Annotated in this window: 21 protein-coding genes; 12 read left to right on the forward strand and 9 right to left on the reverse strand. The window is 71.8% G+C overall.

The window, feature by feature from the left end; translation table 11 throughout:
• Window positions 1–59: 59 nt before the first annotated feature.
• Together B0I32_RS09835 and B0I32_RS09840 are read right to left on the reverse strand one after the other, a co-directional pair.
• Window positions 60–728 carry a LysE family translocator gene (locus tag B0I32_RS09835; protein WP_106236899.1) on the reverse strand — a complete coding sequence of 223 codons (669 nt, stop codon included), beginning with the start codon at window positions 726–728 and terminating at the stop codon, window positions 60–62.
• Window positions 725–1,474 carry a metallophosphoesterase gene (locus B0I32_RS09840; RefSeq protein WP_106236901.1) on the reverse strand — a complete coding sequence of 250 codons (750 nt, stop codon included), beginning with the start codon at window positions 1,472–1,474 and terminating at the stop codon, window positions 725–727. Before B0I32_RS09840 ends, B0I32_RS09835 begins: the two co-directional genes overlap by 4 nt.
• A 97-nt stretch (window positions 1,475–1,571) precedes the next feature.
• On the opposite strand from B0I32_RS09840, the gene B0I32_RS09845 reads away from it, so the two are divergent.
• Complete coding sequence (locus tag B0I32_RS09845) at window positions 1,572–2,186, forward strand: CGNR zinc finger domain-containing protein (RefSeq protein WP_106236902.1); 615 nt, start codon at window positions 1,572–1,574, stop codon at window positions 2,184–2,186.
• Between the two features lie 111 nt (window positions 2,187–2,297).
• Window positions 2,298–5,183, forward strand: coding sequence for a DUF7507 domain-containing protein (locus tag B0I32_RS09850; RefSeq protein WP_146178103.1), 2,886 nt, complete (start codon window positions 2,298–2,300; stop codon window positions 5,181–5,183).
• Window positions 5,184–5,288: 105 nt separating this feature from the next.
• Here B0I32_RS09850 and B0I32_RS09855 read toward each other — a convergent pair whose 3' ends face one another.
• Window positions 5,289–6,536 (reverse strand): NAD(P)-binding domain-containing protein, encoded by a 1,248-nt coding sequence (locus B0I32_RS09855; protein ID WP_106236906.1) that lies wholly within the window; start codon window positions 6,534–6,536, stop codon window positions 5,289–5,291.
• Window positions 6,537–6,603: 67 nt separating this feature from the next.
• Window positions 6,604–7,152 (reverse strand): OsmC family protein, encoded by a 549-nt coding sequence (locus tag B0I32_RS09860; RefSeq protein ID WP_106236907.1) that lies wholly within the window; start codon window positions 7,150–7,152, stop codon window positions 6,604–6,606.
• Between the two features lie 80 nt (window positions 7,153–7,232).
• On the opposite strand from B0I32_RS09860, the gene metX reads away from it, so the two are divergent.
• Genes metX through B0I32_RS09875 form a run of 3 tightly spaced genes read left to right on the forward strand, consistent with a single transcriptional unit; the run spans window position 7,233 to window position 10,280 of the window.
• Window positions 7,233–8,444, forward strand: a complete 1,212-nt coding sequence (gene metX / locus B0I32_RS09865; protein ID WP_106236909.1) for a homoserine O-acetyltransferase MetX — start codon at window positions 7,233–7,235, stop codon at window positions 8,442–8,444.
• A 19-nt stretch (window positions 8,445–8,463) separates the two neighbouring features.
• Window positions 8,464–9,801 carry an O-acetylhomoserine aminocarboxypropyltransferase/cysteine synthase family protein gene (locus B0I32_RS09870; protein WP_106236911.1) on the forward strand — a complete coding sequence of 446 codons (1,338 nt, stop codon included), beginning with the start codon at window positions 8,464–8,466 and terminating at the stop codon, window positions 9,799–9,801.
• Window positions 9,798–10,280 (forward strand): CoA-binding protein, encoded by a 483-nt coding sequence (locus tag B0I32_RS09875; RefSeq protein ID WP_106236912.1) that lies wholly within the window; start codon window positions 9,798–9,800, stop codon window positions 10,278–10,280. Before B0I32_RS09870 ends, B0I32_RS09875 begins: the two co-directional genes overlap by 4 nt.
• Here B0I32_RS09875 and B0I32_RS09880 read toward each other — a convergent pair.
• Both B0I32_RS09880 and B0I32_RS09885 read right to left on the reverse strand, forming a co-directional pair.
• Window positions 10,252–11,661: a sensor histidine kinase gene (locus tag B0I32_RS09880; protein WP_181307198.1), complete on the reverse strand. Its 1,410-nt coding sequence runs from the start codon at window positions 11,659–11,661 to the stop codon at window positions 10,252–10,254. The genes B0I32_RS09875 and B0I32_RS09880 overlap by 29 nt on opposite strands.
• 156 nt (window positions 11,662–11,817) lie before the next feature.
• Complete coding sequence (locus tag B0I32_RS09885) at window positions 11,818–13,188, reverse strand: sensor histidine kinase (RefSeq protein WP_181307200.1); 1,371 nt, start codon at window positions 13,186–13,188, stop codon at window positions 11,818–11,820.
• Window positions 13,189–13,410: 222 nt separating this feature from the next.
• Between B0I32_RS09885 and B0I32_RS09890 the strand changes: the two genes are divergently transcribed.
• Window positions 13,411–13,842: a hypothetical protein gene (locus tag B0I32_RS09890; protein ID WP_106236917.1), complete on the forward strand. Its 432-nt coding sequence runs from the start codon at window positions 13,411–13,413 to the stop codon at window positions 13,840–13,842.
• A 59-nt stretch (window positions 13,843–13,901) separates the two neighbouring features.
• On the opposite strand, the gene B0I32_RS09895 is transcribed toward B0I32_RS09890, so the two are convergent.
• Window positions 13,902–14,627, reverse strand: a complete 726-nt coding sequence (locus tag B0I32_RS09895; RefSeq protein WP_106236919.1) for a haloacid dehalogenase type II — start codon at window positions 14,625–14,627, stop codon at window positions 13,902–13,904.
• A 169-nt stretch (window positions 14,628–14,796) separates the two neighbouring features.
• Between B0I32_RS09895 and B0I32_RS09900 the strand changes: the two genes are divergently transcribed.
• Genes B0I32_RS09900 through B0I32_RS09915 form a run of 5 tightly spaced genes read left to right on the forward strand, consistent with a single transcriptional unit; the run spans window position 14,797 to window position 17,968 of the window.
• Window positions 14,797–15,309: a TlpA family protein disulfide reductase gene (locus tag B0I32_RS09900; protein WP_146178104.1), complete on the forward strand. Its 513-nt coding sequence runs from the start codon at window positions 14,797–14,799 to the stop codon at window positions 15,307–15,309.
• On the forward strand, window positions 15,306–15,734 hold the full coding sequence (locus B0I32_RS09905; protein ID WP_219911705.1) for a S26 family signal peptidase: 429 nt from the start codon (window positions 15,306–15,308) through the stop codon (window positions 15,732–15,734). The genes B0I32_RS09900 and B0I32_RS09905 overlap by 4 nt, the downstream gene beginning before the upstream one ends.
• Window positions 15,731–17,626: an ABC transporter ATP-binding protein gene (locus B0I32_RS09910; protein WP_106236924.1), complete on the forward strand. Its 1,896-nt coding sequence runs from the start codon at window positions 15,731–15,733 to the stop codon at window positions 17,624–17,626. The genes B0I32_RS09905 and B0I32_RS09910 overlap by 4 nt, the downstream gene beginning before the upstream one ends.
• Entirely contained in the window at window positions 17,599–17,760 is a 162-nt protein-coding gene (locus B0I32_RS57550; RefSeq protein ID WP_181307202.1) for a hypothetical protein, read from the forward strand. Before B0I32_RS09910 ends, B0I32_RS57550 begins: the two co-directional genes overlap by 28 nt.
• 22 nt (window positions 17,761–17,782) lie before the next feature.
• A complete protein-coding gene (locus B0I32_RS09915; RefSeq protein ID WP_106236925.1) occupies window positions 17,783–17,968 on the forward strand; it encodes a hypothetical protein in 186 nt (61 codons plus the stop codon).
• 89 nt (window positions 17,969–18,057) lie between these two features.
• On the opposite strand, the gene B0I32_RS09920 is transcribed toward B0I32_RS09915, so the two are convergent.
• Window positions 18,058–18,783, reverse strand: coding sequence for an AfsR/SARP family transcriptional regulator (locus B0I32_RS09920; protein ID WP_181307204.1), 726 nt, complete (start codon window positions 18,781–18,783; stop codon window positions 18,058–18,060).
• Between the two features lie 152 nt (window positions 18,784–18,935).
• Here B0I32_RS09920 and B0I32_RS57555 point away from each other — a divergent pair, with 152 nt between their 5' ends.
• Window positions 18,936–19,097, forward strand: coding sequence for a hypothetical protein (locus tag B0I32_RS57555; RefSeq protein ID WP_181307206.1), 162 nt, complete (start codon window positions 18,936–18,938; stop codon window positions 19,095–19,097).
• A gap of 76 nt (window positions 19,098–19,173) precedes the next feature.
• Here B0I32_RS57555 and B0I32_RS09925 read toward each other — a convergent pair whose 3' ends face one another.
• A complete protein-coding gene (locus tag B0I32_RS09925) occupies window positions 19,174–20,940 on the reverse strand; it encodes an ABC transporter ATP-binding protein (RefSeq protein ID WP_245955714.1) in 1,767 nt (588 codons plus the stop codon).
• Between the last annotated feature and the right edge of the window lies 1 nt (window position 20,941).

Genomic DNA, 20,941 nt, shown 5'->3' on the forward strand with positions numbered 1-20,941 from the left:
GGAGGCCGCCGCCATCCCCGCGGTCTCCGGCGGCTCGCCCCTTTTCGCTCCCGTACGGGCTACGCCGTGGCGGCCCTGACGCCGAGGGCGACGAGCACCACGGCGCTCACCCTGCCGACCACCCGCCGGAAGCGCGCCTCGCGCACGAGGTGCGCTCCTCGGTGCAGCAGCGCCGTCCAGGTGAGCAACCACACCGCCATCAGCACGGCGTGGACGGTGGCCAGGCCGAGGATCTGCCCGGCGACGGAAGAGCCGGGCACGACGAACTGCGGCACCAGGGTGAGGTAGATGGAGGCGGCCTTGGGGTTGAGCACGTTCGCGAGCACGGCCTGAACGTAGACGGACCGGGCCCGTCCGGGCCGGTCGGCGGACGCGGGAGGCGGAGGGCCGGCGGACGCGGGAGGCGCGGGCCGGTCGGCGGACTGGTGAGGTCGGGGGCGGGTGGCGGTGTGCCAGGTCCACACGCCGAGCCCCACGAGGTAGGCCGCGCCGGCGAGCTTGACCACGGTGAACGCCTGCGCCGAGTGCATGATCAGCGCCGACAGACCGGCCACGGCCAGGGTCGCGTGGGCGTACAGGCCGGTCGCGGTCCCGAGGATCACGGGCACGGCCCGCCGCCGGCCGCCGGTCGTGACGTGCTGGACGAGCAGGGTCATGCCGGCGCCGGGCGTGGCGATGACGGGCAGGATCGCCATAAGAAAGCCGGCGGTCGCGCACCAATGGATCATGCCTGGAGCACGACGCGGAAGTGCGTGGTGAGACGGCGTTCGTCGTCCAGGACGTGGAAGGCGAGGCCGGGCGGCTGCTCGCGGTCGTCGGGCCGGTCGCCCTCCCACGGCATCCGCAGGGTCCAGGTGACGGCCGGGCCGACGATCAGGGGCCGGCCGGCGAACGTGGAGGCGGCGGCGGTGTGGGCGTGGCCGGTGAGCACGGCGGCGACCTGGGGATGCTCGTCGAGCAGCGCGGCCAGCTCGGCGGCCGACTCCATCCGGCAGCAGTCGGGCAGCGGGTGGTGCAGCACGACGGGCGGTTGGTGGAAGGCGATCAGAGCGGGCGTGCCCGGGGCGAGGCCGTCGAGGGTGGCGCGCATCCAGGCGAGCGTCTCCTGCTCGAGGCGGCCCTCGTCGCGGCCGGGGATCGTGGTGTCGCACATCAGGACGGCGGTCCCGGCCAGGTGGTGCACCTCGTTGACGGGGCCCGTGCCGGGCGGCCGGCCCAGCAGCGCCTTGCGGTAGGCCGGGCGGGCGTCGTGGTTGCCGGGGCAGGTCAGCACGGGGAAGGGCGCGGTGAGGAGCTCGGCGGCCTCCTCGTACTCGGACTCCGCGCCGTGATCGGCGATGTCGCCGGTGACCAGCAGGCCGTCCACCGGGCGGGGGAGCGCGCGCAGGTGGTCCATGACCAGGCGGGCGCGCCGGGACGCCCGCTCGCTGCCGTCGAGGTGGAGGTCACTGATCTGGGCCAGGAGCAACGTCATCGGGCGGGCCTCCTACGAGGGCGTCTAATGGTTAATTCTGTTTTAGCGTTAGTGACGATAGGGTACGGAGAGGATGCGGGCAACAGGAGGAGGCGAGATGGGGAGCTGGCCGGCGCTGGAGCTGGCGAGCACGATCCGCCACGACGGCGACGGCGGTGTCGCCGACGACCTGGCCACCCCGGTGGGCGCGACCCGCTGGGTCCGGCAGCAGGGCGAGTCGCTGGGCGGCCAGGTGGACGTGGCGCGGTTCGTGGTGGACGACGGGCTCTGGAACGAGATCATCGAGCTGCGCCGGGCCGTACGCGCGTTGTTCGCGCACGCGGTCAGCCCGGCGCCGCCGAGCCGGGCCGACGCCCACCGGCTGATGCCGGTCGAGCAGGCGCTGGCCCGCCTCAACGCGGCCGCCGCCCGCGAGGCCGTGGTCCCGCGCCTCGACTGGCCCACGGGGGCGCCGCCCAGGACGGTGGTGTTCTCGGCCGAGCCCGACGCCGGCGTCCGGCTGGTCGCGGCCCTGGCCCGGGCCACCATCGACTTCCTCAGCGGCCCTGAACGCGAGCGGCTGCGCGCCTGCAACGCGCCCCGGTGCGTGCGTTACTTCGTCAAGAGCCACGGGCGGCAGGAATGGTGCAAACCGTCCTGCGGCAACCGGGCCCGGGTCGCCCGCCACTACGAACGCCACAGCGCCGCCACCACCACGGACCCGACCGGCTAGCCCGTCCCGGCGCGGAGGGTGAGTAGGGGTTACTCATGCCGGACGCCCCCGCGCGGAGGAGCGTGACTGTCGCAACGTCCCGACAGCACACCTTCGCGCAGGGGGAACCACATGTGGACAAGAGCGCTGACCGCCTGTCTCTTAGCCATGGCCGGCCTGTTCGCGCTGCCGGTCACCCCCGCACGGAGCGCACCGGCCACGCAGCCGGTGACCGTGCGGATCATGTCCGTGGAGTGCGAACACTGCACGGACGAAGGACTCGAGGACGCCGGCAAAGGCGCCCCCGACTTCTACGCCAAGATCAGCATCGGCTCCCAGACCTTCACCACGCCCAGGGCGCCCGACGACCGGACGAAGGTCTTCGTCCCCGAGGGATGGACGATGACGCAGCAGGTGTCCACCTCGCTGCCCTCGGTGGACATCTCGGTGCAGATCTGGGATGCGGACGTCTTCCCCGACCCCAACGGCGACGACCTGGCCGACAGCACGCCCCGCCCCGATGACGCCACCAGCCGGTTCAAGCTGGACCTGGTGGACGGCAGCCTGTCCGGCGACCTGACCTCATCCAACCAGTGCCTGCTCGGCAACGGCGAGGAGGACCAGCCGCCGGTGCAGGTCTGTTTCGACGTCCGGCCATACACGTTCGAGGACGGCGACGGCGACGGCTTCACCGACTACGCCGAGCACCGCGGCCTCGACTTCAACGGCGACGGCAGCATCGACCTGCACCTTGAACAGTTCGCCGACCCGACACGGCGTGACCTGTTCGTCGAGATCGACTGGATGAAGGACGAGGGTCCGGGCCGGGCCGACCTGGACGCGGTGGAGGGCGCGTTCGACGCCGCGCGGGTCGAGAACCCGATCACCGAGGCCCGGGGTCTGGCCCTGCACCTGATCCCTGACGAGGAGCTGACCTGGGCGGAGACGCTGCGGTTCGATGGCCGCGACGCGGGCGCGTACGACGACTTCGACGACCTGAAATGGGGTGATCCGGCGAAGTCGTGCACCCATGGCGGAGAGGACGGCCACTTCGGCACCCCCGCCGACCGCGCGAGCCCGTTGTGTGAGCAGATCCTGCTGTTCAAGCGGCTGCACTTCCGGTACGGGATCTTCATCCACGGCCTGAGCCCGGCGACCGTGACAGGACGCGACGGGAAGCAGCACCCCAACACCACGTCAGGCATGGCGGAGCTGGACGACAGGGGCGGCAACGATTTCGTCGTGTCGGTCGGCCGCTTCGCGCGCAACATCGACGTCTCCCGCTACAACGGCATCGGCGCCGTCCGCCAGGCCACACTGCTGCACGAGCTAGGCCACACCTTCGGCCTGGGCCACGGCGGGCGCACCGACGACGGCCGGCCCGACCCGGTCAACTGCAAGCCCAACTACTTCAGCGTCATGAACTACTCGCGCCAGTTCGCCACCGCCAAGAGCCTGCCCGCCGACCAGCAGCTCGATCCCGACCGGCCGCTCGACCTCCAGCCCGTCGACGTCAAGCCGGAAACGCTGGTGGAGAGCAGCCTGAGCGAGACGAAGGATCCCGGCGTGGACGGCGCGGGCGGCCGCCGGGTCATCTGGGGCGGCGGCGCCGACAGCCAGTGGTTCTACGACCCGGCCGACGAGCCGATCAACTGGCTGGTCGACTCCAAGCGGGAAAGCTCGGTGAACGTCAACGTCAACCGCATCCCCGTCTTCGACGGCTGCCATGAGTCGCCCGGCGGGGAAACGCTGCGCAGCAGCCCCGACTGGGACCGGCTGGTCTACGACTTCACCTCCAGCCGCTACTTCTCCGAAGGCTCGCACGGCCCGTACCTGCCCGAGCTGACCGCCCACGACCTGCAACGCCAGCAGGCCGCCGACCTGAACGTGACCAAGACCGTCGACCGGGCCGAGGCCGTGCCCGGCGACCGGCTCACGTACACGGTCAAGGTCGGCAACAGGGGCCCCAGCACCGCGACCGCCGTCTCGCTGACCGACACGCCGCCCGGGGGCGCCGCCGTGACCCGCGACCTGCCCGACCTGCCGGCCGGCCGGACCGACGAGCAGACCTTCACCTACGAGGTGCCCTGCACGGTCACCGACGGCGGCGTGCTCACCAACACCGCCACGGTCACCGGCAAGGACGCCTCCGGCGGGGCCGAGCCCGCGCAACTGCTGGGCGACGACACCGCCACCGCGAAGACGACCGCGCACGTGCCGGTGCTGACGCTGACCAGGACGGCCACGCCCGGCGCGCACGCGGGCGACCCCGTCACCCACACTCTCACGTACCGCAACACCGGCTCGGCGCCGGCCACGGACGTCGTCGTGACCGACACGCTGCCGCGCGAGGTCTACTACAGCGGCGCGCTCGACCAGGGCGCGGGACCCAGACCGGCCGAGGTGGTCAAGGACGGCGACGGCCGCACCACCCTGCGCTGGAAGCCCGGCACGGTCGCGCCCGGCGCCTCCGCGACGGTCACCTACACCGCCCGCACGAGCCTGCTGACCACCGGCGGCACCGTCGTCACCACCCGGGCCACGCTCCGGTACGGCGGCGCCGGCGGCTGCGCGTACCCGGACGTGACCGTCACGGCGGACTCGACGGTCACCGAACGCCCGCCCGGCCGCGACCCCCGCGCGAAGCTCGTCTGGCAGTTGCGCGAGAGCGACTGGACGCCTGACCTGCTGGCCCGCACACAGGCCACGGACCAGCGTTACGACGGCGCCGACGGCTCGGCCCCCGACGGCGCGCTGTCCAAGGCCGAGGTGAGGGCCGCGCTCCTGCTGCCGCTGCTGCGCGGTGAACTGCTGGCGACCTACCTCAACCTGGCCGACCGGCGGATCAACGCGGCCACCAGGATCGTCTCGGCCCCGGCCGCGCTGCTCGACCTGACGAGCGTGGGCCAGGCCGCCGGGTACGCGCAGTCGGCGCTCCAGGACGGCGACCTGCTGCGGCAGACGAAGGCGACCGTGGTGCTGAACGAGATCAACCTCAACCTCAGCGAACGCTACTGAGCGGCACACATCGGGGGGCTGAGCACGTTCCACGGGCTCAGCCCCTGCCGGTCAGCTCCTGCCGGTCAGCCCTCTGCTGGTCAGCCCGGCGAGCCACGGTCCGCCTCAGGCGCCGGGGCGTTGGGCGAGTGTCACCGTGGCGAGGTGGTCGATGACCTCGCGGGCGTCGGACTCGATGCCGTGGATGAACGTGGACCTGCGCCGCCGCAGCACCGGCAGCCCCAGCGCGTACAGCCCAGGGCTGTCCACCACGCCGCCCTCGTGCCGCAGCCGGCCCTTCTCGTCCACCACGGGCACGTCCAGCCATCCGTAGTCGGGCCGGAACCCGGTCGCCCACACGATCGTGCGGATCTCGCCGCCGCGCAGGTCGAGCTGGAGCCGCGCCCGCTCAGGCGCCCGCGTCGGGGCGAAGCGCTCGGGCGGCCCGACCTCGCCGTCCCGGCCGTGCTCCCGCGCCCACGCGTCGAACGTGTCCAGCAGGCGCTCCATCTTCAGGTCCGCGAGGGAGAACACGTTGCGCAGTCCGCCGGAGAACAGCGCGCGGCCGTCCCGCACGGCGGCCAGGCGGCCCACCGGCTCGACCCCCATCGAGGTGAGCGCGTTGAGGTCGAGCGTGGTCCGCTCGTCCGTGCCGATCAACTGGGGCGAGGGCAGCCGCCTGGCCCTGGTGAGGTCGTCGATCTCGTCGAAGCGCTGGTCCCACACGCCGGAGGCGTCCATCCACCACAGCACGTCGCGCCCCCGGTAGGTGCGCGGCAGCCGTACGTGCTCGCCCACCGAGAGCGTCACCGGACGGCCGGAACGCCGTAGCTCGGCCGCCAGTTGCACGCCGGTCGCGGACGCCCCGACGACGAGCACGCCGCCGTCGGGGAGCTGCGCGGGACCGCGATAGTCGAACGGCGTCAGCTGTTCGACGGAGCCGGGCACCGCGCCGGCGAACGGCGGCACCACGGGTACGTTGCAGGCGCCGCTGGCGATGACCACCGACCGGCAGCGGAACTCGCCGCCGCCCGTCGTCACCTGGTAGCCGTCGCCGGCCCGCCGCACGGAGGTGACGTCGGCGCCGGTCCTGACGGGCGCGCCCGAGCGGGCGGCGAAGCCCTCGATGAATGCGGTCACCTCCGCCATCGTCATGTAGCCGTCGGGGTCAGGGCCCTCGTAGCGGTGGCCGGGCAGGCGGCTCTGCCAGTTGGGCGTGAGCAGCCGGAAGGAGTCCCAGCGCTCATGCCGCCACGAGTTCGCCACCTCGCCGCGTTCGAGCACGACGTGGTCGATCGAGCGCCGGGTGAGGAAGTGGCTCGCGGCCAGTCCCGCGTGCCCGGCGCCGATGACGACGGTGGTGACGGACTCGATGACTCTGCTCCCTCAGGACGACTCAGACAAATCACACCGGCTTGGACGATCAGACGGCTCGGACGGCTCAGGCGACTTCGACGGTGACGTCCGTCGGGTTCGTGAGCGCGTCGAACACGGCCGAGCGCTTCTGCGACTGGGCCACCAGCGCCTCGATGTCCTGCCTGGACGCGTCCGCGTCGATGGTGAAGGTCACCTTGATGTCGTTGAAGCCGTTGCGCACGTCGCTGTCGACGCCCAGGATGCCGCGGATGTCGTGCTTTCCTTCGAGCGCCGCCTCGACCGAGCGGAGCTGGATGCCGCGGTTCTGCGCGACGGACGCCACGCCCGCCGTCAGGCAGCTCGCCAGCCCGATGAGGAGGTACTCGATCGGCGTGATGCCGTTGTCCTGGGCCGCGAAGACCTCGGGGTGGTCGGCGTCGAAGACCGCCTCGCTCTTGTGCTCCTGCTCCTGCCCGAGCCCGAAGAACTCCTTGACCCGCGTCGTGCTGTGGACGCCGTCCTGCCATTTCGAGGAGGCCCGCCAGACGAACTGGGCGGCCTCGGGCGCGCCCTTCAGCGCCTCGCGCGCGTCCAGCAGTGCCTGTACGTTGACTCCGTTGGCGACCGTGGTCATGTCCCGCCCCTTCGGCTGCGTTCCCACTTTCCCGGTAGGTATTTGACCATATACTGCCCGTGGCGGGCTACCATAGCCCCATGTCGCAGCCAGCCACAACGCTCGCGGCCGGCTCCGTCGGCACGGTGGAGACGCGCTATCTCGATCTGCCCGAGCCGGTCCACCTCGACTGCGGCCGGGAGCTGCATCCGGTCCGCGTCGCGTACGAGACCTACGGTGTTCTCTCCCCGCAGCGCGACAACGTGATCCTGGTGTGTCACGCGCTCAGCGGCGACGCGCACGCGGCCGGCTTCGCGAAGGCGCCGCCCGCGCAGAGCACGCGCGACGGCTTCGGCGCCGAGGAGCGCGACGGCGCGGCCGGCAAGGGGCTCGGCTGGTGGGACGGCATGATCGGCCCGGGCAAGGCGTTCGACACCGACCGCTACTTCGTCGTCTCCACCAACCTGCTCGGCGGCTGCCGGGGCACCACGGGGCCGTCGTCGACCGACCCGGCGACGGGCCGGCCGTACGGCGCGGACTTCCCCGTGATCACGGTCGCGGACATGGTGCGCACCGAGCGCGCGTTCCTGGACGCCCTCGGCATCGACCGGCTCGCGGCTGTGGCCGGCGGCTCGCTCGGCGGCATGCAGGCGCTGGAATGGGCGGTGCGGTACCCCGACCAGGTCGACGCGATCATCCCGATCGCCAGCACCCACGCGCTCCACCCGCAGGGGGTGGCCTGGAACGCGATCGCCCGCGACGCCATCATGCGCGACCCGGCCTGGCAGGGCGGGAGCTACCACGGCACCGGCCGCGCGCCCGACGCCGGCATGGGACTGGCGCGGATGGTCGGCCACATCACCTATCTGTCCGCGCCCGGGCTGGAGGAGAAGTTCGGCCGGCGGCTGCAGTTCGCCGACGACGTCCGCTACACGATCACCGAGCCGGAGTTCGAGGTGGAGAGCTATCTGCGCCACCAGGCCGACTCGTTCGTCAAGCGCTTCGACGCCAACACCTACCTCTACACCTCGCGCGCGCTGACCTACTTCGACCTGGCCCGGCAGCACGGCGGCGGATCGCTCGCGCGGGCGCTCGAAGGCGTCAAGGCGCGGACGCTGCTGATCGCGTTCAGCTCCGACTGGCTCTATCCGCCGGCCGCGTCGAGCGAGATCGCCGAGGCGCTCGGCGGGCTCGGCAAGCCGGTCGAGTTCCAGGTGATCGAGGCGCCGTACGGGCACGACTGCTTCCTGCTGGAAGAGGCGAGGCAGACGCCCATCATCAAGGAGTTCCTGGCCCAGGGCGGGCCCAGGTGAGATCGAGGAAGAGACGTTCGTGACCGACAAGCCCTCCCGTCAGGAACAGGCCCGCGCGTTCGGGTTCGAGACCCGCCAGCTGCACGCCGGGCAGCGGCCCGACCCCAACACCGGCGCCCGCGCGGTGCCGATCTTCCAGACGACCAGCTACGTGTTCGAGGACCCCGAGTCGGCGGCGGCCTACTTCAACCTCCAGGAATACGGCAACACCTACTCGCGGATCATGAACCCGACCGTCGCGGTGTTCGAGGAGCGGGTGGCCAACCTCGAAGGCGGCGCGGGCGCGGTGGCCTTCGCCAGCGGCATCGCCGCGCAGGCGGCCGCGCTCTTCACGCTGCTGGAGCCGGGCGACCACGTCGTCTCCTCCTCGGCCCTGTACGGCGGCACGGTCAACCAGCTCAAGCACCTGCTGCGCAAGATGAACGTGGAGCTGACCTGGGTCGATCCCGACGACCCCGAGGCGTGGCGGCAGGCGGTGCGCCCGAACACCAAGGCGTTCTTCGGCGAGACGATCGGCAACCCGGGCGGCAACGTGCTCGACATCGAGACGGTGGCGGCCATCGCGCACGAGCACGAGCTGCCGCTGATCGTGGACAACACGTTCGCCACGCCCTACCTGTGCCGCCCGATCGAGTGGGGCGCCGACATCGTGATCCACTCGGCGACCAAGTTCATCGGCGGCCACGGCACCAGCATCGGCGGCGTCGTGGTCGAGGCGGGCACGTTCGACTGGTCCAACGGGCGCTTCCCGGTGGTCGCGGATCCGTCGCCCGCCTACCACGGCTTGCGCTTCCACGAGACGTTCGGTACGTACGGCTACCTGATGAAGCTGCGCGCCGAGACCCTGCGCGACCTGGGCGCGGCGCTCTCGCCGTTCAACGCCTTCCTGTTCCTGCAGGGGCTGGAGACGCTGTCGCTGCGGATGGACCGGCACGTCGCGAACGCGCGCGCGGTGGCGGCGTTCCTGGAGGAGCACGAGCTGGCCGCGAACGTGACCTATCCCGGACTGCCGGGCAGCAGGCACCGGGCACTGGTGGAGAAATACCTGCCGCTCGGCGCGGGCGCGGTGTTCTCCTTCGACTGCGCCGGCGGCCGGGCCGGCGGCCAGGGACTCATCGGCGGACTGACCATCTGGTCGCACCTGGCGAACGTCGGCGACGCCAAGAGCCTGGTCATCCATCCCGCCAGCACCACGCACCGCCAGCTCGGCGACGACGAGCTGCGCGCGGCCGGCGTCGGGCCCGGTACGGTACGGCTGTCGGTGGGCACCGAGTCCGTCGAGGACCTCATCTGGGATCTCGACCAGGGTTTCGCCCGCGTCGCCGCGACGATCGAGGAGAAGGTGGAGACGGCATGACCGATCTCGCTCGCTACCAGGACCCGCTGACGATCCAGCGGGTGCTCCACTCCACCAGGACGATCGCGATCGTCGGCCTGTCGGGCAACGAGCTGCGGGCCAGCTATTTCGTCGGCTACTACCTCAAGCGGCACGGCTACCGGGTGATCCCGGTGAACCCCCGCGAGAAGGAGATCCTCGGCGAGACCAGCTATCCGAGCCTGCTCGACGTGCCCGAGCCGGTGGACCTGGTGAACGTCTTCCGCGCGCCGGACGCACTGCCCGGGATCGCCCGCGACGCCGTGGCGATCAAGGCAGGCGCTCTGTGGTGCCAGTTCGGCGTGATCAACGAGGAGGGCGCGCGGATCGCCGTGGACGGCGGCGTGACGGTGGTCATGGACCGCTGCATCAAGGTCGAGCACGCCCGTTACGTGGGCCGGATGCACTGGCTCGGCTTCAACACCCAGCGCATCACGTCTGTCCGGGCGGGGCTGCAGTAACCGGCGCGACGGCCAGGGGCAGGCGCAGGACGAACCGGGCGCCGGCGGTGCTGTCCTCGACCTGGAGGGTCCCGCCGTGCGCCTGGGCGATCTTGCGGGCCATCACCAGCCCGAGCCCGGTGCCGCCGGTGTTCCTGTCGCGGGCGGTGTCCAGGCGGGCGAAGCGCTGGAAGACGAGCTCGCGCTTGTCCGGTTCGATGCCGGGACCGTCGTCGATCACCTCCAGCAGCGCCACGCCCAGCGGGAAGTGCGCGGTGTCCCGCCCGGTCGCCGGCTCGTGCGAGACGCGCACGGTGACGATGCCGGCGGCGTGCCGCTCGGCGTTGTCGATCAGGTTGGTGAGCAGCCGGGTCAGGTGCGCCGGATCGCCGGTCACCACCACGCCGGGCTCCAGCGCGCAGTCGAACGATGTGCGCCGGCCGGGCATCTCCCGGCACTTCGCGCTCACCAGCGTGGCCAGGTCGACCGGCTCGCCGTCGACGGACTGCGCCGCCTCCAGCCGGGCGATGGCCAGCAGGTCGCCGACGATCGTCTCGATCCGGTTCACGCTGCCCAGCACGGCCTCGCCCAGGTTCCGCACCGTGGTCTCCTCGGGCGCGAGCAGGGCGTCCTCGACCTCGGCGCGGATCGCCGTGATGGGGGTGCGCAGCTCGTGGGAGGCGTTGGAGGTGAAGTTGCGCTGCTGGGCCATCGCGGCGTGCAGGCGGGCCAGGGTCCGGTTCACGCTCTCGGCCAGGTCGTGGATCTCGTCGTGGGTCGGCGGCAGCGGTACCCGGCGCTGCGGGCAGCTCTCGCTGATCGTGTCGAGCTCCGTGCGGATGGTGTTCACCGGTCTGAGCGCGGCGGTGACGATCCGGTGGCCGAGGCCCGTGATCGCCGCTGCCATCAGCGCGGCGGCGCCGAACACGGTCGCGGCCAGCCACGGGGCGACGTAGACCGGGACCACGTGGCCGGAGCTGTAGACGACCCAGTCCTGTCCGGCGTGGTAGGCCGACTGCGCGACCACGAGCCTGCAGTCACCGTCGGGGAACACGCCGCCGCAGACGACGCGGCTGGCCATGGCCTTGGGCAGGGGGGTGAAGTCGGCCATCGCCGGTTTGCCGCGCAGCCGCGGGGTCGAGGCGACGACCTTGCCCGTGGCGTCGACCACCTGCAACTCGCGGCCCTCCTCCTCGGTCATGTGCGGGCGGACGCCGTCGTGCTCGATCTCGTGAGCCACCCGGCCACCGTCCACGGCGATCGCGCTGATGTGGTCCTGCGTCACGTACCTGTGGATGGCGAGCATGACCGAGACGGCCAGCAGTGCCGACAGCAGCGTCGCGACCGCGCCCGCGAACGCCGTGATGCGCGTGGTGATCGACCAGTCTCGCCCAGCCCTCATGCGCCCAGTCGAGCACACGGGCCGTAGCGGGAGATGAAGGCCGGGCCCCGGCGACGGCATGAGACGAGTTAATACCTCGCCAAAAAGGTTGAACCGATGCCATCTCGGTGCAAATCCGGCTCGCGCGGCCGGGTTTCCGGCCGATCCGGGCGTGCGTCAGCCGGGGCATTCGTCCGCGGGGGCCGGCACCGGCAGGCGCAGGACGAACCGCGTGCCGGCCGGATCGTCCGCCACGGTGAGCGACCCGCCGTGGGCGTGGCACGTCTCCCTGCTGATGGCCAGGCCGAGCCCGGTGCCCCCGGGATCCAGGCGCTGCGCCTCCCTCAGCCGGACGAAGGCGTCGAAGACCCGCTCCCGATCCTCGGGGGCGATGCCCGCGCCGTCGTCGCGCACGCTCACCACGGCATGCCCGCCGTCCTGCTCGACGGTGACGTCGATGCGGGACCTGGCGTGCCGCCGCGCGTTCGCCAGCAGGTTGGTCAGCACCCGGCCGAGCTGGATCCGCGAGCCCAGCACGATCGGGCGGTCCACCACCCGCAGCCGGATCTCTGCGCCGTCGCGGGGTAGGGCCGCGATCTCGAACTCCACCAGGTCGGCGAGGTCGAGCGGCTCGTACGCGGCCGGCGGGGCACCTTTGATCCGGGTGTAGGCGAGCAGGTCGTCGATGATCGCCTCAAGGCGTTCCGTGCTGCACAACGTGCGTCGCAGGGCCACCCGGGCGTCGGTGTCCTCCGGATACAGCAGCGCCTCCTCCAGTTGGGTGCGCAGGGCGGCGACCGGGGACCTCAGCTCATGGGAGGCCATCGACGCGAAGCGGCGCTGCGCCTTCACCGCCTTCTCCAGCCGGTCGAGGTAGACGTTGGAGGTGCGGGCGAACTCGGCGATCTCGTCGTCGCCCGGCGGCTCGGGGATGCGCAGGTGCAGGTCGCTCTCCGCGGCCGCGCGCATCTTCGTGCTGATCGCCCTTACGGGTTGCAGCGTCCGGCCCACCACCACCCAGGTGCTCCACGCCGCCGTCGCGGAGGCGAAGAGGACGGCCGCCACGATGCCGGCCTCCAGGTAACGCATCGCCAGGGCGGGCGGTTCCGTCGTGCCCGCGTAGACGAAGTGCGGCTCGCCGCCGAAGAGGGTACTGGCCGCGCCGTCGTCCATCCGCAGCACCGTGATCAGCAGGCACCTGCCGGACTCCCACGGCGGGCACGCCTTGCCGTCCAGGAGGCGGTCGCTGGGGGACGGGCGGGCCGTGCTCAGCGGCGGCTTGCCCGCCGCCGCGGCGTTGGAGGCCACCACCCGGCCCTTGGAGTCGACGAGCTGGAGGTACTTCGCGCGGGCTGTCGGCTTGGGCGACGAGATGTGGCCCGGCCGCATCTCGGTGACCCAGTCGAGGATGGTCAGGCGCATGTCCTCGGTGAGGTCGGACGCGACGGTGTTGCGGATGCCGAGTGAGATCAGAGTGCCGACCCCCGAAAGGATCACCGTGAACAGCACGCCCACCACGATGGTGTAGCGCAGCCGGATGGAGCTCACGAACGGGCGGCGCCGCCGTCGGAGAGGAGAGCGTAGCCCGGCCATAAGCTGACGGTATCCAGGACTTCTGCTCCCTATGCGAATGCTTGTCCTAATATGACCGGTTACGCAGGCAGGGATTGACGTTTTCGGACGGCGTCATGGCATGACGTACGGATCCTGCATACCTCCGGCATACCGCCCCTTCCGAGAATGACCGTCACGACCTACGGGAGGGCAACCTTGAAGATCCTGCGCGCCGCGGCCGTCATCGCCGCCATGGGCCTGGCCACCACGATCACCGCGGCGGCCGCCACGGGGCCCGCCATGGCCTCCGCCGACCAGTACCTCATCGCCCGCTGCTCCAAGGGCGACCACGGCATCGAGATCCGCGCCCGCTATATCACCACGAGCACGCGGCACGTCTTCAACCAGGTGTCCTGGCGGACCACCGCCAATACCGGGAGCAACAACACCGTCCGCTTCTACTTCGTCCAGGACGCCCAGCCGGACGTCGTCTTCAAGGCCTTCAGCTACCAGGGCGGCAGGACGGGCACCAGGAACATCTCGGTGAACCGGCCGAAGGCACACAAGGTGTACGTGCGGTTCAAGGTCCTCTTCGACACGAGCGCCTCCTCCGACCCGACCTGCACCTATCACACCCGCGGCATCTGACGATCAGCACAAAGGGCCGGTCACCGCTGACCGGCCCTTTGTGCTGCCATGGGAGGGTTTCAGCAGCCGAGCGCGTCGGCGAGGCCGTCGAAGCCGGTGACGGACAGGTCGCTGGTGGTGTCGGCGGCGCGGTCGGGGGTCCCGTGCGGCCCCTTCTCCAGCGGTCGCTCCACGAACGCGGTACGCAGCCCCGCCGCGCGCGCCCCGTCGAGGTCCCAGGCGTGGGCCGCGGTCATGAGGACCTGCCCCGCCTCCACGTCGAGCAGCCCGGCGGCGGTCAGATAGGGAGCGGGCAACGGCTTGTACGCGCGGGCGAGCTCGGCCGACACGATGCAGTCGAACGGCAGCCCCGAGTGGTTGACCAGGTGGGTCAGCAGCGCGAACCCGCCGTTCGACAGCGCCGCCAGCACGTACCGCCGGCGCAGGCGGGCCAGCCCCGTGGCCGCGTCCGGCCAGGCGGGCAGCCGGTGCCACACGTGCACCAGGCGGCGGCGGGCGGCCTCGTCGAACGCGCCGGCCACGCCGTGGATCTCCAGCAGGTCGTCCAGCGACTCGCGGTGCAGCGTGTCGAGGTAGGCCCAGTCGCGCTCGCCGCGGTTGACGGTCTGCAGGGAGGGGACGTAGCGGCTCCTCCATTCGTCGGCGAACCGGCCGCCGTCGATCGTGACGCCCTGCTCGACGGCGATCCGGGCGACCTGGTCGGCGACGCCGGTGTACCAGTCGAAGGTGGTGCCGAAGATGTCGAAGGCGATCACGCGGAGGCCGGCGGGGTCGAAATCGCTCATAGAGCCCATCATGCGTCGCCACCCCGGGGCGAGTCGATCACCTCCTCGCGCGTCCTCCTGGAGGCCGGGCTAGCGGCGCGCGAGGGCCGGGCTAGCGGGGTCGTGAAATATCCGGATCTGTTTCCGGCGGGTGCGCCGGGTGGTCGATGGACGGATCGGGGAGGGTGAGATGCAGTACCTGGTCGCCGCGGTCGTGCTGGTCGCTCTGCTGTGCGGGCTGAACCTGCTGCTGACCGTCGGCGTGATCCGCCGGCTGCGCCGGCAGGGCGCGGCGCCGGCGATGACGACGGAGAGCCTGCCGCCCGGCACGCGGATCCCGGCGTTCGCCGCCACGACCACGAGCGGTGAGCCGATCTCCGACGAGCTGCTCGGCGCACCCGCGCTGATCGGCTTCTTCTCGCACGGCTGCCGGCCCTGCGAGGACCTGCTCCCGCTCTTCGCGGAGCGGGCGCGCATCACGTCGGACGCCGTGCTCGCGGTGGTCGTCGCCGCTCCGGGTGAGGACACCGCCGCCGAGATCGGCCTGCTCGCGGAGGTGGCGCGGGTCGTCACCGAGCTGCCGCAGGGGCCGCTCCAGACGGCGTTCAAGGTGGACGCCTTCCCGACCGTCCTCACGATCGGCGCCGGCGACACGGTCGTCACCAGCGGGCACACCCTGCCCGCCGGGGCGGGGGCGTCGTGAGGCGGGCCTGGCTGATGGCCGCGGGCGGGGTCGCGGGGCTGGCCCTCCTGGCCGTACGGCTGCGCAGGACGTACCTGGTGATCAGGGTCCACGGCGACAGCATGGCCCCGACGCTCACCGACGGGGACCGGCTCCTGTCCCGGCGCACGGACCTGGCGGAGCTGCGCAACGGGCAGATCGCGGTCGTCGTGAGCCCGCGCCCGACCGGCAGCCGGTACCTGATCAAACGCGTCGCCGCCGTGCCCGGCGATCCGGTGCCCGCGCATGTGCGGTGGGTGGTCGGCGACGACGTCGTCCCCGACGGCAGGTTCGTGCTGATCGGTGACAACACCGAGGCCAGCTTCGACTCCCGCGAGCACGGCTACTTCCACGCCGCCGACCTGCACGCCGTCACCGTCAGGAAACTGAGAGAAGCCGCGGCATGACCGCTGACGGGGTACGGCTGAGCGCCGCCGCGCGCGAGGCGGTCGCCACCGGCTGGAGCGCCGCCGCCGCTCCCATGATCGGATACGGGTTCACCCTGCTCGGCACGGCCGTGGCGCCCGTCGCGGTGGCCTGGCTGACCAAGCTGGTCATCGACGGACTCACCGGCTCGGCCACCATGGCCGGGCTGCTCGGCCTCGCCGCGGGGCTGGCCGGCACCGGCGTCGTCGCCGCGATCCTGCCGCACTGCTCGCGCTACCTCGGCGGCCAGGTCGGCCGCGCCATGGCGGCCACCACGACCGACCGGCTGTTCACGGCCACGGCCCGCTTCCCCGGGCTGCGGCCGTTCGAGGACCCGCGCTTCCTCGACCGGCTGCGCCTGGCGCAGGAGGGCACGGCGCGGGCGGAGGGCATCGTCACCGAGACCTTCGGCCTGATCCGCTCCGCCGTCACCGTGATCGGCTTCGTCGGCTCGCTGCTGGTGATCAGCCCGGTCATGACGATGGTCGTGCTGTGCGCGGCCGGGCCGGCCCTCGTCGCGCAGCTGAAGCTGTCACGCCGGCGTACGGCGATGATGTGGCAGATCGGCCCGGCTGAGCGGCAGCAGCTCTTCTACAGCACCCTGCTGAGCACGATCGAGGCGGCCAAGGAGATCAGGCTCTTCAACGCGGGCGGATTCCTGCGCGGCCGGCTCATGGCCGAGCTGTCCACGGCACACGCGGGCCGGCGGCGGATGGACCGGAAGGAGCTGTCGGCCGAGGGGGCGCTCGCCCTGCTGTCCGCCGTGGTGGCCGGGGGCGGGCTCGTCTGGGCCATCGCCGCGGCCCGTACCGGCACGCTCACCGTCGGGGACGTCTCGATGTTCACCGTCGCCGTCGTCGCGGTCCAGGGCGGGCTCGACGCGCTGGTGAACGGCATCGCGACGACCGACCACAACCTGCGGCTCTTCGGCCACTACGTGGCGGTGATCAGGGCCGAGCCCGATCTGCCCGCGCCGGCCGACCCCGTACCGCTGCCGCCGTTGCGCCGGGGGATCGAGCTGCGCGACGTGTGGTTCCGCTACAGCGACGAGCATCCCTGGATCCTGCGCGGCGTCGACCTGTACCTCCCGTACGGCGCCTCGGTCGCGCTCGTCGGCCTCAACGGCGCGGGCAAGAGCACGCTGGTCAAGCTGCTCTGCCGCTTCTACGACCCGACCAGGGGAGCGATCCTCTGGGACGGCACGGACCTGCGCGACGTCCGGCCGGAGGACCTGCGCGAACGGATCAGCGGCGTCTTCCAGGACCACATGGCCTACGACTTCTCCGCCCGCGACAACATCGGCGTCGGCGACACCGGCGCCCGCGACGACCTCGGCCGGATCCGCGCCGCCGCGCGCAGGGCGGGGGTGGACGAGCTGCTGGCGGGCCTGCCGCGCGGCTACGACACGCTGCTCACCCGGATGTTCACCAGCGAAGAGGATCGGGAGGACTCCGCCACCGGCGTCGTGCTCTCCGGCGGCCAGTGGCAGCGGACCGCCCTGGCCCGGGCCTTCCTGCGCGACGGACGGGACCTGATGATCCTCGACGAGCCGAGCTCGGGCCTCGACCCCGAGGCCGAGGCCGACGTGCACGCCAGGATGCGGCGGCACCGCGCGGGCCAGACCAGCCTGCTCATCTCCCACCGGCTGAACACCGTGCGCGACGCCGGCCTGATCGTCGTGCTGAAGGACGGGGTCGTCGCCGAGCGGGGCGGCCACGACGACCTGATGGCGGTGGACGGCGTCTACGCCCGTCTCTTCCGCCTCCAAGCCCGCGGCTATCACGAGGTGCCTGACCGTGATGCCGCGCCCACCGGACCTGGAACGGGAGAGGAGGTGAAGAAGGAATGCTGGACAAGCTCATCGACCGGTTGATCCCCACGGTCAAGGCCGACGCCGCGTGCACCCCGAGGTGCGTGCAGATCAGCTACGACCCGAACACCGGTTGCTACAAGATGCGTTGCTACAACGCGGACTGCAGCTACCGGACGGTCACTCTGTGCGAGTAGGTCGTTGGAGAAAGGGGCAAAGGTGAAACTCATCACCGACCTGGCGGACCGGATCGTCGCCTTCGTCGTGCCGTCCGGCGACGCGCAGGCCGCCTGCACCGCGCGGTGCGTCGTGTCCAACACGACCTGTACCGGCAGCATCTGTTGCACCGTCTTCAAGTGCTGGCGAACGGACTGTTCCGTCTACATCAGGAAGCAGTGCGCCTGAGTGAGTAAAGGGAGCTGAGGGGAGTGCCTTCTGGCAGGCGCCGGCCAGAAGCGCTCCCTTCAGAACCTCGGGACTTCGGGACAGACCCCCTAGAACGACGCGCCTTCGAGGATGGCCTGGTGCCGCCGGCGTAGCCGGTCAGCGGGTTCGATGCCGAGCTCCGTGCTGAGGATGTCCCGCAGGCGCCGGTAGGCGGCGAGCGCTTCGGCGCGGCGGCCACGCCCGGCCAGGGCGCGCAGCAGCAGCTCCCACAGGGACTCGCGGAACGGGTGGGCCTCGACGAGGCGCTCCAGTTCCGGGATGACGGAGTTGTGGAGGCCGAGCCGTAGTTCGGCCTCCACCCAGAGCTCGGACGCGGTCAGGTGCACCCCGTCCAGGCGGCGGCGTTCGCACAGGACGGTCTCGACCTCGATCCCCGGCGCCAGCGGCCCGCGCCACAGGTCCAGCGCCTCCCGCAGCAGCCCGGCCGCCTCCGCCGCTTCACCCGCGGCCAGCGCCTGCGACCCGCGGGCGAAGCGCCGCTCGAAGGCCCGCACGTCCACCGCCCGGTCGGGGACGGTCAGGGTGTAGCCGTGCCCGAGCGTGGTCAGCTCGACGCCGTGCGCGGCCAGCGGCGCCAGGGTGCGGCGCAGGCGGTAGACGTACGTCTGCAGGCTCGCCCGCGCCGTGGCGGGCAGCTCGTCCGGCCAGAGCTCGGTCATCAGCCGGTCCACGCTGACCACCCCGCCCGGCCGCAGCAGCAGAACGGCGAGGATCGCCTGCTGCTTCGCGGCCCGTACGTTGATCGCCCGGCCCCCGCCGTCGACGATCGCCATGCGTCCTGAGAGTTGGAACGTCGTGTGGAACATCGTGCACCTCCGATCGGCATTCTGTTCGGGGCGAGTATGTTCCAGGTATGGCGGACGCCCGGCGCCCGTACCAGCCGGTCCCAAGTGATCCACAAGACGGGCCCGGTTGCATGAGGTCCATGAGAAATCGTGTTCGCCGCGCCGCGGCCCTGGCCCTCGTCGTCGCCTCCGCTGCCCTCACCGTCGGCATCACCAGCGCCCCCGCGCAGGCGATGCCGCCCGAGGGCTGGTACCGCTGCTACGTGCCGGGCTACGGGACCATGTGGTGCCTTGACGTGTAGTCGTGATCTGCGGGCCGCCGCCCTCTCCGCACGGGGAGGGCGGCTCTTTTCGTGTGTGGCGGCTTTTGCGGATGGCTCAGCGGGCCACGGCCTGGCGGTAGCCGGCGTCCGTGCCGAGCAGGCCGCGGTGGGTGTCGTCGGCGGTGATGACGCCGCCGTCCAGGACGAGGACGCGGTCGGCGGCGTCGAGGAAGGCGGGACTGCTGGTGATCACTACGGTGGTGCGGTTCGCGCGGAGCCGGGCGAGGTTGCGTGCGATGAGCTGCTCGGTGACCGCGTCGACGGCCGTCGTCGGGTCGTGCAGGACCAGGATGCCGGCGTCGGCGGCCAGGGCGCGGGCCAGCGACAGCCGCTGGCGCTGCCCGCCCGACAGGTTCGCGCCGCGGTCGCGGACGCCGTGGTCGAGCCCCTCGGGGTGGAGGGCGACGACGTCGGTCAGCATGGACGCCGCCACCGCCTCGGGCAGCAGGCGCGCGGTGCCGGACGGGTCGATGTTCGTGCGCAGCGTGCCCGCGAAGATCTCTCCGTCGTACGGGTTGACCAGCAGGTGCTCCCTGATCCCTTCGACCGGGAGGTCGGCGAGATCCTGCCCGCCGACCCGTACCACGCCCTCGTAGGCACCGGGCGGGACGCGCACGGCCAGGACCGCGGCGAGGTCGGCCGCCGCCTGCGCCTGGTAGGCGGCGATCGCCACGAACTCGCCGGCGGCCACGTGGAACTTCAGCTCGCGCAGGGACCCGTACCGGACGCCGTCCACCTCCAGGTCGCCGCCGGCGGACGGGCGCCCCGTGCCCGGGGTCATCACCGGGCGCGCGGCCAGCACGAGCGCCATCCGCTCGGCCGACGCGCGCGCGATCATCACGTATTTCGGCATCTCCGAAAAAAGCCGGAGCGGCTCCATGATGAACTGCGCCAGCCCGACGGCCATGACCAGCTCGCCGATGCCGATCCGGCCCTCGAACGCGAGCCAGCCGGCCGTCAGGGTCACCGCGGCGGCGAGGGCCGCGTTGAGCGCCAGCGCGACGCCGGCGTACGCGCCGTTCACCCTGGCCACGGTGATCGCCTGGCTCTTCGCCTCCGTGCTGACCCTCCGGTACGACCGGAACGCCGCGTGGTTGCCGCCGAAACCGTGCAACGGGCGCAGGCCGCTGATCAGGTCGGCGACCTTCGCGCCCGCCCGCGCCACCCTGGCCTGCTGCTCGCGGGTGCTCGCGCCGATGCGTTTCGACATCACGCTCAGGATCGACAGGATCGCGATCGTGCCCGCGATCACCAGCAGGCCGAGCCGGACGTCGGCCAGGCCCAGCGCGACCGCCGTGATCAGCACCGCGACCAGCGAGCTGATCAGCAGCGGCACCACCTCGATGATGTCGGCGGTCTGGTCGGCGTCCTCGGTCGCGATGGTCAGCACCTCGCCGGACTTCAGGCCGGTGTCCCTGGCCACCGGCTGCAGCGCGCTAGCCGCGACCCGCACGCGCCAGCGGTGGGCCTCGGTCGTGTTCGCCTTCTGCAGGACGCGCATGCCGAACCGCCACGACAGCGACACCGTGGTGATGATCACGGCCAGCGCCGCGATCGACAGGCCGAGCCGGCCGAGGTCGCGCTCGCGCATCGTGTGCTCGACGATCAGGCCGAGCGCGATCGGGAAGGCGGTCTCGCCGGCCTGGTAGAGGCCCATGAGCAGGGTGCCGCCCGCCATGGCGCCGACGTTGCGCCGCAGCGTGGTCCGCAGGATCCCCGCGCGCGGGGCCGGCGCGTCAGGAACGGCCGTCTCGTCCGGTGCGGTCGTCTCGTCAGCAGGGGCCATCTCGTCCGGTGCGGTCATCTCGTCGGGAGTGGTCATC

The sequence above is a fragment of the Nonomuraea fuscirosea genome (assembly GCF_003001935.1).
GTDB lineage: Bacteria > Actinomycetota > Actinomycetes > Streptosporangiales > Streptosporangiaceae > Nonomuraea > Nonomuraea fuscirosea.